Origin of the sequence: Halomonas sp. NPDC076908, assembly GCF_050269715.1 — a bacterium.
Taxonomy (GTDB): domain Bacteria; phylum Pseudomonadota; class Gammaproteobacteria; order Pseudomonadales; family Halomonadaceae; genus Vreelandella.
The window spans coordinates 1-14,686 of the sequence record NZ_JBNNIW010000001.1 but is presented as its reverse complement, the minus strand read 5'-3'; the positions used below and the strand labels follow the sequence as shown (position 1 = coordinate 14,686).

Here is a 14,686-nt window from a genome sequence, read left to right as displayed (position 1 = left end):
GGGTAAACGTATGTCTGACGTAACGATTGGTCTAGTGGGTGTCGGTAAAATTGCCCGTGACCAGCATCTTCCAGCGATTGCAGTGACGGCTAACTGCCGTCTCGTCGCCACCGCCGATCCCAATGCCGGCGTGGACGATGTTCTGTCCTATGGGGATTTGGATGCCATGCTGGATGCACATCCTGAAATCGCTGCTGTGGCGATCTGCACGCCGACCCACTTGCGCTACTCCCAAGCCCGTGCGGCGCTGATGCGCGGCAAACACGTGTTGCTTGAGAAACCACCGGGCGCCACGCTAAGCGAAGTGGAAAGCTTGATCTCACTTGCTGCCGAACAGGGCGTTAGCCTGTTTGCTGCCTGGCATTCACGTTTTGCACCCGGCGTTGCGCAGGCTAAGCAGTGGCTAAGTGAACGCCAGGTTCAACGCGTTAATATCGAGTGGAAAGAGGATGTGAGGGTTTGGCACCCCGGCCAAGCCTGGATCTGGCAGCCCGGCGGCATGGGCGTTTTTGATCCCGGTATTAATGCGCTCTCAATTGCGACTGAAATCCTGCCTCAACCGTTCTTTCTACAACAGGCGCGGCTGCTGGTGCCGAGCAATGCGCAAACCCCGATTGCCGCGGATCTCTCCTTTACCGACCCAACGGGAGCGGCGATTGAGGCAGCATTTGATTTTCGTCAGACCGGCCCACAAACCTGGGATATCCTTGTTGATACCGATGGTGGCCGCTTGAGCCTCACTAAAGGTGGATGCCGCCTGAAGATCGACGACGAAGTGATTGTCGATGCCGAAGAGCGTGAATACCCAGGCCTCTATGCGCACTTTGCCGAGCTGGTCAAAAATGGCCGTAGCGAAGTGGATGTGGCACCACTTCGCCAAGTGGCCGATGCGTTTTTATATGGTCACCGAGAGGTAACCGACGCCTTTATTGAGTAAGCGCTACTTTGAGTGGCCATGTAAGTGGCCCTAGCCGGAAGCCAGAGTCTACTGCATTACTTGCCACGGTTTAGCTCGATACCGTTATGTTGCATGCAGCTATCGTACGCTTGGGGAACAAAGCTATCTTCTCCCACATCATGGCGGGCTACTGACAGGAACTCGCACAGTGGGGGAAGCATATTGGCCTTTAGCTGGTAGGCGCTTAACGTTTCCGCTAGGTAGCGCATATCCTTTTCGGCATTACCAAGACTGAACTGCAGTTTCGTACACTCTCCCTGCAGCACCCACTCCATCACGGGTGCCAGCATGGCGCTGTTGGCACCCCCTTGGGAGCAGATTTCGAGCAGTTTTTCCTGTGGCACTCCCATGCCAGCAGCCATCGTCGCGGCTTCGCTAACCAGCGCTGCGGCCCCTAGCGACAGGAAGTTATTGATCAGTTTCAGTTTGTGCGCTGAACCGACCTTGCCCACATGAAAGACATTCTCCGCGAAACTCTTGATGACCGGCGTGATACGCGCAACCGCCGTGGCATCGCCACCCAGCATGACGTTGAGCCGTCCTTCTTTAGCCTCGCGAGGTGTACGAGCTAAAGGGGCGTCGACTAAGGTCACTCCCTGTTGCGCTAAGGTTTCAGCAAGGCGCTCGGTCGATTCGGGATGCGCCGTAGAGCAGTCGACAATCATCAATCCTTCATGAGCCCCTGCCAGTAAGCCGTCGACTCCCGTGATGATCTCGCTAACCTGCTCGGATGTTTTGACGCAGATGAAAACAATATCGCTGTTGCTTGCCATCTCGGCGGCGCTACTGACTTCGGTAGCACCCTCTGCGCACAGGGCTTCTAACGGTGAGCGGTTGCGATGAGCCATAACGCTCAACGGGTAGCCGTTACGCACGATATGTCCGGCCATTTCCTTACCCATTAGGCCGAGGCCAATAAAGCCTATACGTTCCTGTTTCATAGTCGCCTCTAAGTAATCGCTTTAACGGTTTGTTATAAGGGCCAGCATGCGGGAGCTAACGCTGCTCCGGGGTGAATTATTTTGCCTTGGGGAAAGGCACGACGAGACGCTCGGACCACTCAGCAAGCGCTTCGGGAACACCTTCTGGAAGCGGGACGCCCTGCTGCGAATACTGTTTATGAAGCGCAAGCCCGCGCTCGCCCGGAATACGTACCTGGGGGCTGCCTTCGGCAACCGGATTGTTGCGACACGCATCGGCCAGGGCACCGGTTTCACGCTTAAAAGCGTCGAGCCCACCAAAGGCTTCCGGGTCCAGCACCTGGACCATGACAGAGGCACCCCACTGGGTAGGTGCCTGTACCCGCCCAAATCCTGCCAAACCAGACGTCAATGCTTCCACCATAAGGCCAAGTGCGTAGCCCTTGTGGCCATGGTCAAGCCCACCGATAGGCATAATGCTGCCTTTCGGCTCGTCGAAGAGCACCTCGGGACGGTCGGTCGCCTGGCCTTGATGATCCTTCAACCAGAGATAGGGCAGCCGGCTGTTTTGCTTGTTAAGCCGCCCGACCATGCCATTAGTGGTTATTGACGTGCTGACATCTAAAAGAACGGGGCCTGAATCAGTGGGGTAGCCCACGGCGATGGGATTGGGGGTATGAGTAGCTTCTAAACCGCCGTAAGGAGCAACCGATTTAGTCGCCGGGTCGGAGGACTCAATCACCACCACCAGGTTTTGGTCGGTGGCGCGTTTTAGGTAGGCAGCCAGGCAGGCGATATGATTAGAGCGCCGAATCACTACCGTACCGGTGCCGCATGAGCGCGCCATGGATTCAGCGGCCTCCATGGCTTTGATAATCAACCAAGGCCCTGGCAGATAACGACCATCCCAGGTTTGTACAGCGGCACGTTCGGAGACCACCTCATATTCACCGGTGACAGGCATTCGGCCTGACTGAATTTCCCCAAGGTAAGGTGAAAGCAGCTGAAGGCCATGAGTGGTATGGCCCATCAGGTCGCCTTCAACGAGTATTTCAGCGACAGCCTGGGACTTATCTTTATCGAGTCCAGCGGCCATTAGTAAGTCGGTGCTGAACCGCGTTATTTCCTGTACGTCGTAATGGGTGCTCATTGGCTTTGTTCTCACTATTTGTTGTTGTGGGGTGCTGTTAAGCGTTGTGCCGCTTGAGTTGGCGTATCAGGGCGCTATGGTCCAGCTCGCCATCCCCCTGGGCTACCAGCTCCTCGAAAAGCGAGTTGACCAATGTTGATACGGGCAAGTTGAGTCCCAGCTCACCGGCAAATGCCATCGCTGTCTGGGTATCTTTTAACTGCCATTTGGCTGGCCCCCCGGGGGTGAAGTTTTCCTGGATCATGCGCTGGCCGTGGATGCGTAGAATAGTCGAGTCTGCAAAGCCACCCTCAAGTGCCGCCAGCATTCGCTCAGGGTTAGCCCCACCGCGCTCAGCCAGTAGTATGGCTTCAGCTACCGTGGCAATGGTATTGGCCACAATCATTTGATTGGCAAGCTTAGCCAGTTCACCGCTGCCTGCTGGGCCAACATGCACTGGCCTGCCAAGTGTTAATAGAAGATGCTCGACTGCTTTAAAGCTTGCGGCGTCGCCACCCACCATGATGGCTAAACTGCCGTCGATAGCTCCCTGTTCACCCCCGGATACCGGCGCGTCCAAGTAGTGAATCTGATGCGTGGCGGCTTCTTCAGCCTGCCTGCGCGCGGTCTCGACGGGTATAGAGCTCATCACGATCAGCGTGGCGTCGGGCTGCATGGCCTTGAGCAGACCGTTGGAGCCTAATAATATTTCATCGCACACAGGTCCCGAGCTGAGCATAACGATAACCACATCGCTATCCGCAGCGGCTTCTTCGGGTTTGTCAACTATTTCAGCCCCCACCGTTTCCAAACTGTCGGCCTTACTTCTCGTCCGATTCCAGACACGTACTTGGTGTCCTGCTTTAACCAAACGTGCGGCCATGGGCGAACCCATAATGCCTGTGCCAATAAAGCCGATAGTTCTTGTGGTCGTTGTTGTCATTATTAGCCCCTCTATCTATGTGCTATGTGAGCCGATAAGGCTCCGGTGGTTTTAGTCGTTAACGCAAGTAAGGCGGCACATTGATATCACCTGATTCTCGAAAGTTGATAAGGCGGTCGAGTACTTTAGATTCCGAGCGCTCTAAATGAGCTACCAGTGCTTTTGCTGCTTGATCGGGTTTTTGCAGGCGCATTTTTTCGAAGATGCACAAATGCTCATCGAAAAAAGGATCTTGATCGGGAAGCTTGAGGACTCGTCCCAGCAGGTGTTTGCTGATTAACAAGATAGGGTGAGTACGCCTGAGCATATTCATGACTTCCTGGTTGCCGCCTAAACTGACGGCGGTATGGTGGAGGTCATTTTCTAACTCATCGAGCACGTCACCCTTAATATTCGGGTAACTGTTTTCGGCCTGCTTGAGCTTGGCAATGTAGTCATTGACCGTACTTTCGGAAATGCTCTTGGCTGCCCTTGCGATCATGTAAGGTTCTAGTTGGCGGCGAGCTTCATAAAGATTGTGAAGCCGTTGATTATCTAAAGGGACCACGCTCCAACTATTATATTTAATCTTTTCGACTAGGCCGATGGACTGTAAGTGGAGCAGAATCTGATGGGTGACGGTACGGCTAACATTAAGTGATTTGGAAAGCTGTAGTTCATTAAGTTCAAACGCCCCCTTGATTGAACACAGCACAATATCATGCTCGACGCTGTCGATATGGGCGCGCCATGAAACGGTTCGATCGACTTTGGGGGCATGGCCAAGCTGCTTGAAATCACGCTCACTAAGAGAGCGCCGCACAATCTCACTTGGTGAGGCTCCCACCAGATAGCCACGCCCTTCAAAACGACAGATATACTGCTCTTCGTGTAGCCGGCTCAGGGTTTGGCGAACTGGAGAGCGGCTAATACCAAATAGCTCCGCAATATTACCCTCCAGCAGCACAAGCCCTGGTTCAAGCCGTTTTCCAACAATACCCTGCTTAAGAGCCGTATAAAGCTGGTCGCGCAGCGTTTGTGCCATGGTTAATTGTTTGCCCTTAAATAATAAATTTAGGCTTTGTTTGAAAAGTCGGCGAGCGAAGACCAGATAAGGCAAAAATCGGCGAAAAGACGGAGTTTACTGGGTGTAAATGAGTACTTTGATCGGACTCGCGCGCGAGCCGATTTTTAACGCAGTATGGTCGAGCGCAGCCAGTTTTCGGACAGAGCCTAGGTAACGGCACCTACCAGCCAGGGCACAAACTCATTATTACCATACCCCAGTGATTCGCTGGCGCTCATGTCGCCAGAGGCAATGGCAATAATGCGCTCAAAAATCTCTTCCCCGACACTCTCTACACTAGCAGTCCCATCGACGATAACACCGCAGTTTATATCCATATCTTCATGCATTTTCTCATACATGGCGGTATTGGTGGCGAGCTTCAGGCAGGGGGCTGGCTTGAAGCCTGATACCGAGCCGCGCCCTGTGGTAAAGCACACAACGTTAGAGCCAGAGGCAATTTGGCCCGTGACGGAAATAGGGTCATAACCAGGGCTATCCATAAAGTTAAAGCCACGGGTGGTCATCTTCTCGGCATAAAGCAGCACATCATTAAGGCTTGACGTGCCACCTTTGGCGACTGCACCCAATGATTTCTCAAGAATCGTCGAGAGCCCACCCGCTTTATTGCCAGGGGAGGGGTTGTTGTTTAACTCGGCGCCATTTATTTCGGTGTAATGTTTCCACCAGGTAATGCGGTCGAGTAACTTTTGCGCAACGCTCTCATCAATGGAGCGATCAATCAGCAAATTCTCCGCGCCATAAATCTCCGGCGTTTCTGCAAGAATAACGCTACCCCCCTGTTGTACGATCAGGTCGGCGGCATGGCCTAGCGCAGGATTAGCCGTAATGCCTGAGTAGCCGTCCGACCCTCCGCACTGCAGAGCAACAACCAAATGTTCTAGTAGGGCAGGTTCACGTTGCTGCTGGCCGTGTTGAGCTGCCATCTGCATGATGTGATCGCAGGCCGTTTTAATACTGGTGCGGGTGCCTCCCGCATCTTGAATATTAAAGTAACTAAGCCTTGAAGCATCTTCTAAGCCTTGTGTTTTGACGAGTGTTTTGACCTGGTTGGTTTCACACCCCAGCCCAATAATCAGCACAAAGGCAAAATTGGGATGCTGCGCATAACCCGCTATGACGCGCTCAAGAAAAGAGAAGCCTTCTGAATCAGTATTCATGGCACAGCCAGAACCATGGGTAATGGCAACGACGCCATCGAAGCCCATTTGGGACAGCTCGCCAGACTGATTGAGTAAGTCCGCTGCTGCTTTAGCCACCGTAGCGGAGCAGTTAACGGTAGACAAAATGCCAATAAAGTTGCGTGTCCCCACGCTGCCATCAGCCCGCTTAAATCCTTGGAAGGTGCGAGAACTGCTTTGGGTAGCGGTTTTTGGGTGAGGCTGGAAATCTTTTAACGAAGAGTCGAGCTCTATCATGGTCAGGTTGTGGGTATGCACATGCTCGCCAGGCTGAACATCCTGGGCCGCTAACCCTATCAGTTGACCGTATTTATAAACGGCGTCTCCTTTATTGATCTTAGTTAACGCAACCTTGTGACCAGCATCGATATTTTCTGCGGCGAGCGTGCCATTTTGGTCAATGGGAAACCCTTTAGGAACCGCATTAGAGGCGACCCCTACGTTATCTCGCGGATTGAGATGAATAATAACGGACGGGGAATTAATGAGATCCATCGTTTACCTCTAGCTAGTTATTGGGCTTTTTATGCAAGAGCTATTTGCAGAGACGGTCTGCAAACACGATGCGCAAGCTAAGAAGCGGTCACGGTTGATGCACTGTAGCAAGCGAGCGCTATACGTCGATTAGACTATCGTCCTATGTAATGGTCATTGAATGCAATGTTCATTTGTTCTAGATTGCTTCCAGGTCTGAGCATTTAGCACCGTGGGAAGGGTGCGCTTATGCAATAAGTTGACGAGTCATTGTTAATAAAGAGAAAAATTTTATATGCCTAAAGCTGCGGGAAATATCCATGTCGTTCAAGTACGTACAGAAAGTGGCTTAGCCGTCGCTGCAAAGGTGGAAGGCAATTCACTACGCCTGTTGTCATCGTCCCTGTTTGAGCTTGCGCTGTTGTCGGCCAATGAAGGCCGTCGGTTGAGCGAGGTAATCGATACCTCAATGACAGGTGAAACATTGGATTATGACGTGGCGATTGCAGCCGGCCAGTTGCTAGCGCCGATCACCCATCCAGACCCTGCTCATTTATTGCTAACCGGTACAGGCCTAACGCATTTGGGCAGCGCTGCACCACGCAACAAAATGCATGGCAAGGGTAGTGATAAGAGCGCTAGTGAAGCCCCCGTAACGGATACGCAGCGGATGTTTGATTGGGGCGTCGAAGGTGGTAAGCCGACTGATGGAAGCGTTGGTGTCCAGCCTGAGTGGTTCTACAAAGGCACGGGGCACACGCTGCGTGCGCCCTATCAAGATATTGAAATGCCTGCCTTTGCCTTAGATGGCGGCGAAGAAGCGGAACTTGTCGGTGTCTACATCGTTAATGATCAAGGCAAGGTTTTCCGCATTGGTTATGCATTGAGTAATGAGTTTTCCGACCATGTAACTGAAAAACAAAACTACCTCTACTTGGCGCATTCAAAACTGCGTGATGCGAGCATCGGCCCTGAAATTGTGATTGGCGATTTGCCCGAAGAGGTGAGCGGCAATGTATCGATCCATCGTAATGGCGAGCTTTTATGGCAGCACGACTTTGCCAGTGGCGAGCAGCATATGTGCCACTCCATCGCCAATCTTGAACACCACCACTTTAAATACGCTGCTTTCCGAGTGCCTGGGCAAGTGCACGTGCATTTTTTCGGCGCCGCTATATTGAGCTTTGCTGATGCCATCGTGCTTCAGGAGGGCGATGAGATGCGCATAGAGTGCAATTTAATGACGCGTCCGCTCATCAATCGAGTGAAAGTCATGTCAGCAGTTGAAAGCCCCGTTGCTGCGCTTTGAAACGCAGCAACGAATTAGCCAACTCAATAAACATTATCTTTTTAAGTTTCGGCAGAGGAGCCACGCTATGAGTTCACTTAAAGGTCAATCGCTAATCGGCCAGCAATGGGTAGACGGTACACGTGAAGAGATCCGTGCGATTGATCCATCAACCGGTGACCTGCTGGAGCCTGCTTACAAAGGGTGCTGTGAAGCCGACGTTGAAAAAGCCTGTGAATTGGCCAATCAGGCGTTTGATGCTTATCGCGAAACGTCACTAGATGAGCGGGCTACCTTTTTAGAAACCATTGCCAGCGAAATTGAAGCGTTGGGCGATGTTTTGATTGAGCGCGCGATGGCTGAAAGTGGCCTTCCTCGTGGGCGGATAGAGGGTGAGCGTGGGCGTACCTGTGGCCAGCTACGTCTGTTCGCGAATGTAGTCCGTGCGGGTGAATGGCTCGATATACGCATTGATCCTGCTTTACCTGATCGCCAACCGTTACCGCGTGCAGACCTTCGTCAACGCCATATTGCCGTAGGGCCGGTCACCGTGTTCGGTGCTAGCAACTTCCCACTAGCCTTCAGTGTGGCAGGCGGCGATACAGCGTCAGCATTGGCTGCTGGCTGTCCCGTTATTGTTAAAGCCCACTCCTCACACCCAGGTACGTCAGAGCTAGTCGGGCGGGCAGTGCAAGCTGCAGTGGCCAAGTGCCAGTTGCCCGAAGGTGTCTTCTCACTGCTATTTGGCTCCGGGCGTGAAGTAGGCCAGGCGTTGGTCGCTAACCCATATGTTCAGGCAGTCGGTTTTACCGGCTCACGTGCGGGAGGCATGGCGCTTCTGGCAACTGCCCAGGCGCGGCCTCAGCCCATTCCAGTTTATGCCGAAATGAGTTCAATCAACCCCGTGTTTTTACTTCCCGCAGCACTGGATGCCCGAGCCCAAGCGTTAGGGGAAGGCTTTATTGCTTCTCTCAATATGGGGGCGGGGCAGTTCTGTACGAATCCGGGCCTGGTACTGGCGGTGAAGGGGCAGGGGTTAAACACATTTAAAGAAGCAGCAAGCGCCGCCGTAAGCGCAAGTGCTGCACAAACTATGCTGACACCCGGTATCCATAAGGCGTACGAGGGGGGAGTGAGTCAACTAAGCAATAGTGCCGCTGAATTAGCCCGCGGTAAGGCTGCAGAACAAGGCTATCAGTGTCAGACCGCGCTATTTACGACTACGGCGGCTGAATTTCTGAGTAGCGAAGCATTGCAAGAAGAGGTATTTGGTGCCGCATCGTTAATCGTTGAATGTAACGACCAAAACGAAATGCGTGATGTAGCAGCGCATCTTGAGGGGCAACTTACCGCAACCGTCCAGATGGATGACGATGATATGGCATTGGCTCGTTCTCTGTTGCCGATCCTGGAGCAAAAAGCGGGGCGAATTTTGGTTAATGGTTGGCCTACAGGTGTTGAGGTAGGGCACGCCATGGTTCATGGAGGCCCATACCCAGCGACATCAGATACCCGAACCACCTCGGTGGGCAGTGCGGCCATCCAACGTTTTTTACGCCCTGTGTGCTATCAAGATCTGCCCGCGGGGCTGTTACCCGAGGCGCTGAAAGACAGCAACCCTTGGAAACTGTCGCGCTTGGTAGACGGCCTGCGTGAAACAGCCAAAGGCTAGGGTTTGATACGGATTTTGCGCACAGTGCTTCTCAACGCATTTTTTTACTAAGCTTTTTACACATAACTGTTTAACCGGACTTGGCAGCCACGAAATACGTTACTAAACTGTTGTCATGTAGTCATACTGTATGACACCTTTGGTCTCCAATGTGACGTGGCTTTTTACACCAATAATAATGAGAAATAAAAATGCCCTATATCATCAATTACCTAACAAAAATTCAGTTTGGTGAGCATGCCATTACAGAATTAGCCAACGAGCTGCAACTGTTGAAGGTGAAAAGGCCTTTATTTGTTACTGATAAAGGGCTCAGCTCCACTCCGCTTATCGCCCAAGTCGTTGAGTCAGCAAAGCTTAGCGAAGAGGCCTGCATTTTTGACGGCACACCCTCCAACCCAACGGAAATAGCCGTAGAGCATGCGCTGGCCTTTTTAAAGGAAAAAGGTTGCGATGGCATTGTGGCCGTTGGTGGTGGCTCAAGCATTGATTTGGCTAAAGCGGTTGCCTTGCTGGTTAATCACCCCGCGCCGCTACGCCAATATGCCGCTATCGAGGGTGGCGTTGCCAAAATTAATGCGAATGTACTGCCGCTAATCGCGGTGCCCACGACGGCGGGTACCGGTAGCGAGGTGGGAAGAGCCTCGTTAATTACGATGAAAGACAACCGAAAGCTGGGTTTTCTTTCTCCCTATCTGATTCCCGCTGTTGCCATTTGTGATCCACGTTTGACGCTTGGGCTACCGCCCTTTTTAACAGCGGCAACGGGGATGGATGCGATTGCTCACTGTGTGGAAACGTTCTTAAGTCCTAAAGTGAACCCACCTGCAGAGGCGATTGCATTGGATGGCCTTAAACGTGCCAGCCAGTATCTTGTAACGGCTGTAGAGCACGGCGATAACTTAACAGCAAGAAATGAAATGATGATGGCCGCCCTTGAAGGTGCCATGGCTTTTCAGAAGGGGCTGGGCGCGGTGCACTCCCTTTCCCACGCGTTAGGTGGCATGCATGAACTTAATCTTCACCATGGCACGCTCAATGCCCTGTTAATGCCGACAGTGCTGAGGTTTAACCAGCCCGAGTGTGAAGAGAAATTTGCTCGCCTCAAAGAATCGATGGGGCTCGCCCCACATGATGATTTAGCCGATGCATTTGAAAAGCTAAATATTACGTTGGGCATGCCTTCTCGTTTGAGCGAGATGGGGGTTAAGGAAGAGCAGTTAGCACAAGTGGCCCAGTGGGCATTGGAAGACCACTCCACGGCTACCAATCCGCGTGCTCCCTCTAAAGAAGACTTCTCTAAAATGCTTCAAGAAGTTTTCTGAGGGTTAGCGCTTATCCATTTTCATAATCATGCAGGAGGGTGTTAGGCAATAAAGCAGTAAACAAGAGGGCGATAAAGCGTAAAGCAGTAACTAGAAAAGCAATAACTAGTAAAGCAGTAAATAGTAGCTCCGTGCAGTTTTAACAAATGATAATCAAAATAGACAATAAAACATTAGAGGAAGTGAACATGATAATTACAAACCATTCTCTCAAAACTATTCTTGCTTCAAGTATCGCCGCTGCGGTTATGGTCGCGTCCGGATCAGCGATGGCTGATTACCCTGAGCGCCCCATCACCCTGATTGTTCCCTGGGCTGCTGGTGGGGGTACGGATGCGACGGCGCGCACCATCGCCCGCGCATTAGAAGAGGAGCTGGGGCAGAACGTTAACGTTGTTAACCGTACCGGTGGCAGTGGGGTTGTCGGGCATACCGCCATGATCAACGCGGCACCGGATGGCTATACAATTGGCTTGGCGACGGGCGAAGTCAACATGATGCATTGGCAGGGCTTAACCGACCTGACCTATGAAGATTTTACGCCTATTGCTCAAATCAACTATGACTTTCCAGGTATTCAAGTAGCCGCCGACTCTCCTTATGAAACCCTAGAAGAGCTGGTTGAAGCCATCCGCTCCGAGCCTAAAGGCACGTTCACGGCCTCTGGCACGGGTCAGGGCGGCGTTTGGCATCTCGCATTTGCGGGTTTTTTGATGGATCTAGGCGTTCCGGCAGATCAAGTGATTTGGATTCCTAGTGAAGGTGCTGCGCCTGCTATGGTCGAATTGGTATCTGGTGGTATTGATATCGTACCCAGCTCTGTACCCGAAGGCCGCTCAATGATGGAAGCCGGACGAGTGAAAAGTTTTGCGGTCATGTCGCCTGAGCGTATACCAAGCTTCCCTGATATTCCGACCACCGAAGAGCTAATCGGCAGCACCTATCAAGTGGGTGAGTGGCGAGGTATCGCAGGTCCAAAAGGTATGGATCCTGAGATCGTAGCCACCCTTGAAGCAGCACTTGAAGCCGCTTACAACAGCGAAACCTACCAGGGCTTTATGAATCAGCAAGGTTTTGGAACCGAGTGGCGTAATGCAGAAGAGTTTGGGCAGCTCATGCAAGAGATGGATGCTGTATTTGGTGAGATTGTTGAGCAAGTTGGCTTAGCTAACTGAGGAAAGACAATGCGGGATGTATACGCCGGATTAGGGTTTATTATTGCTGGGGTAGTGACAATTATCACTGCCCAGCAATTTCCAACTCTTCCAAGCCTTCAGTATGGTCCTTCGCTATTCCCCTCCCTCATCGGAGGGGGATTTTGCATCGGTGGAGCGGTGCTTGCTTTCAGTGCGCTATGGCAAAGAAAAAAAGTTTTCGCTCATGAAGTACAAGGCACGCCAGAAACAGCAAAGCCTGAGGGTGAGAAACTTAACTTGGCGTTGATATTGCCACCGCTTGCTATCGTCTTTTATATCTTTGCAAGCGATTATATTGGCGCGCTACTTTCGATGATCATCATTATGCTTGTGCTGATGTTGGTAAGAAAAACGAAGCCTTATATAGCAGTGATAACCTCTATAGTGGTTTCAGGAATCATTTATTTTATCTTTTCGCGCTACCTGCTTATTCCATTGCCACAAGGTATTTTGTTAGGAGGTAGCCTGCCATGGATATCTTAATCAATGGTTTTGGATTGGTTCTAAATATAGATACCATTCTTGTTATTCTTGCAGCGGCAATGTTCGGAATCTTCGTGGGTGCCGTGCCCGGTCTTACCGCCACGATGGCCGTGGCGCTATTAGTTCCCTTGACCTTCTATATGGACACCATCCCCGCGATTGCAGCGATTGTAACAACGTCGGCGATGGCAATATTTGCAGGTGATATACCGGGTACCTATTTGAATATACCGGGTACGCCTGCTTCGGCCGCTTATGTGGGTGAATCCCATGCGTTAGCAAAAAAGGGCAGGGCGAGAGAAGTTCTGGGCATTAATTTAGTGTGTTCAGTGTTTGGCGGTATTTTTGGCACGGTTGTTTTGATTGTGGTTGCTCAATCGCTTGCTGAAGTGGCGCTTAAATTCAGTGCTTTCGAGTACTTTTGGCTGGCGGTACTTGGGTTAAGCTGTTCAATCTTCATTTCTGTTGGTTCTAGAACAAAAGCATTTTTATCGCTGCTATTCGGCATTCTGCTTTCAACCGTCGGGCTAGATATGATGAGTGGTGCGCCACGCTTTACGTTTGGTGTGCCTGATCTTATGGCAGGGATCAACTTTATACCCGTCATGATTGGTATGTTCGCTCTCAACGAACTGATGAACTATTACGGTTCGAAAAGCGAAAAGAAAAATTTAAATATTATTGATAACGACAGTGTTTTCAAAAATGTTCCGAAACACGTTAAGCGTTACTGGCGCAATATGTTGCGCGGTAGTTCGATCGGTACACTGATTGGAGCATTGCCAGGTGCTGGCGCAGATATTGCGGCCTGGATCGCATACGGGGTAGGAAAAGGTAGGTCAAAAGAGAGCGCTAAGTATGGCACCGGCCATATTGAAGGCATCGTTGATGCGAGCTCAGCTAATAACTCTGGCCTAAGTGGAGCATGGGTACCCGCCTTAGTGTTCGGTATTCCGGGTGACTCCATCACCGCTATTGTGATTGGCGTTTTGTACATGAAAGGGATGAACCCTGGCCCCACTATTTTTATGGATGGCTCTGGGTTGATTTATGCGCTGTTTATCGTCTTCATCCTCGCTAATTTAATGATGCTGCCCATTGGTTATATAGCGATTAGGCTGTCTAAATTCTTTATTCTTACGCCTAGTCGTATATTGATGCCCATCATCTTGTGCTTCTGTATTGTCGGAGCTTTCGCTATCAACAATAGCATTGTGGATATTTGGTTAATGCTGATAGTAGGTCTGGTGGCTTATGTATTAGCCGTTAATGACTTTCCGATGGCACCGGCTATCCTTGGATTGGTGTTGGGCAAAGTGGTTGAAAATAATTTCATGAGTGCCATGTTGCGAACAGGTGGTGACTTAACCAGTTTCTTCGCACGGCCCATCAGTGCAGGGCTCGGCATTGCCGTCATTGTTCTATGGTGTTCACCCCTGTTGATCAAAGCGTATCGCTATCAAAAGGGAAGATTAGCAAAATGATATTTTAAAGGAATCATACGTTGTTCTAAAGAAAGCATGGCTACTTGCTGGCGCTAATTGCTGGCTTTTTATAAGAATTATTTCAAAAAATTAAGAGACAGTCACTGCATGATGATTAAGGCTGATTAATATAGAAAAGTTTTAGTGCCATGTAGGGTTTTGAAATGGCATGTATACAATAATCGCAATAAAACTATAACAATGAGTGATATCTATGATGAAATGCCAGCATCCTCTACGTTCTGCCCAGTGGTTCGGTACCGCCGATAAGAACGGCTTTATGTACCGCAGTTGGATGAAAAATCAGGGCATCCCTGATCATGAATTTCAGGGCAAGCCGATCATCGGTATCTGTAATACCTGGTCGGAATTGACCCCCTGTAATGCGCATTTTCGCAAGCTGGCCGAACACGTTAAGAAAGGCGTGCTTGAAGCGGGTGGCTACCCGGTAGAGTTTCCGGTCTTCTCCAACGTAAGCGTTCATTCCAAGACGTAGTTGACCTACTTCACGTCCCGGAGAGGTCTCAATAACTCCGGCGAGACCTTGTACTGCTTCCTGCCATCCTC

The 14,686-nt window shown here is 51.0% G+C and carries 12 protein-coding genes and 1 pseudogene; 8 read left to right on the top strand and 5 right to left on the bottom strand.

The features are described from left to right. The first annotated feature begins 10 nt into the window (after positions 1-10). A complete protein-coding gene (locus ACQKE4_RS00065; RefSeq protein WP_427386341.1) occupies positions 11-937 on the top strand; it encodes a Gfo/Idh/MocA family protein in 927 nt (308 codons plus the stop codon). A 56-nt stretch (positions 938-993) separates the two neighbouring features. Here the strand turns inward: ACQKE4_RS00065 and ACQKE4_RS00060 are convergent, their stop codons facing one another. From ACQKE4_RS00060 to ACQKE4_RS00040, 5 genes are all read right to left on the bottom strand, one after another. Further along, the gene (locus ACQKE4_RS00060; RefSeq protein ID WP_427386340.1) at positions 994-1,899 is read right to left on the bottom strand and encodes an NAD(P)-dependent oxidoreductase; all 906 of its coding nucleotides are present in this window, start codon (positions 1,897-1,899) and stop codon (positions 994-996) included. A gap of 76 nt (positions 1,900-1,975) precedes the next feature. After that, entirely contained in the window at positions 1,976-3,028 is a 1,053-nt protein-coding gene (locus ACQKE4_RS00055) for an Ldh family oxidoreductase (protein ID WP_427386339.1), read from the bottom strand. A 37-nt stretch (positions 3,029-3,065) separates the two neighbouring features. Further along, complete coding sequence (locus ACQKE4_RS00050) at positions 3,066-3,950, bottom strand: NAD(P)-dependent oxidoreductase (RefSeq protein ID WP_427386338.1); 885 nt, start codon at positions 3,948-3,950, stop codon at positions 3,066-3,068. Positions 3,951-4,008: 58 nt separating this feature from the next. Next, positions 4,009-4,974 carry a GntR family transcriptional regulator gene (locus ACQKE4_RS00045; protein ID WP_427386337.1) on the bottom strand — a complete coding sequence of 322 codons (966 nt, stop codon included), beginning with the start codon at positions 4,972-4,974 and terminating at the stop codon, positions 4,009-4,011. Positions 4,975-5,162: 188 nt separating this feature from the next. Continuing rightward, on the bottom strand, positions 5,163-6,692 hold the full coding sequence (locus tag ACQKE4_RS00040; RefSeq protein WP_427386336.1) for a UxaA family hydrolase: 1,530 nt from the start codon (positions 6,690-6,692) through the stop codon (positions 5,163-5,165). Positions 6,693-6,966: 274 nt separating this feature from the next. On the opposite strand from ACQKE4_RS00040, the gene araD1 reads away from it, so the two are divergent. The 7 genes and pseudogenes from araD1 to ACQKE4_RS00005 all read left to right on the top strand — a co-directional run. After that, on the top strand, positions 6,967-7,980 hold the full coding sequence (gene araD1 / locus ACQKE4_RS00035) for an AraD1 family protein (RefSeq protein ID WP_427386335.1): 1,014 nt from the start codon (positions 6,967-6,969) through the stop codon (positions 7,978-7,980). Between the two features lie 67 nt (positions 7,981-8,047). Next, positions 8,048-9,631 (top strand): aldehyde dehydrogenase (NADP(+)), encoded by a 1,584-nt coding sequence (locus ACQKE4_RS00030; protein ID WP_427386334.1) that lies wholly within the window; start codon positions 8,048-8,050, stop codon positions 9,629-9,631. A 191-nt stretch (positions 9,632-9,822) separates the two neighbouring features. Then, positions 9,823-10,956, top strand: coding sequence for an iron-containing alcohol dehydrogenase (locus ACQKE4_RS00025; RefSeq protein ID WP_427386333.1), 1,134 nt, complete (start codon positions 9,823-9,825; stop codon positions 10,954-10,956). Positions 10,957-11,144: 188 nt separating this feature from the next. Further along, entirely contained in the window at positions 11,145-12,131 is a 987-nt protein-coding gene (locus ACQKE4_RS00020) for a tripartite tricarboxylate transporter substrate binding protein (protein ID WP_427386332.1), read from the top strand. A 9-nt stretch (positions 12,132-12,140) separates the two neighbouring features. Next, positions 12,141-12,635: a tripartite tricarboxylate transporter TctB family protein gene (locus ACQKE4_RS00015; RefSeq protein WP_427386331.1), complete on the top strand. Its 495-nt coding sequence runs from the start codon at positions 12,141-12,143 to the stop codon at positions 12,633-12,635. Beyond that, positions 12,623-14,119 (top strand): tripartite tricarboxylate transporter permease, encoded by a 1,497-nt coding sequence (locus tag ACQKE4_RS00010; RefSeq protein ID WP_427386330.1) that lies wholly within the window; start codon positions 12,623-12,625, stop codon positions 14,117-14,119. The genes ACQKE4_RS00015 and ACQKE4_RS00010 overlap by 13 nt, the downstream gene beginning before the upstream one ends. A gap of 217 nt (positions 14,120-14,336) precedes the next feature. Beyond that, a pseudogene (locus ACQKE4_RS00005) lies at positions 14,337-14,591 on the top strand (dihydroxy-acid dehydratase); the annotation flags it as partial. Between the last annotated feature and the right edge of the window lie 95 nt (positions 14,592-14,686).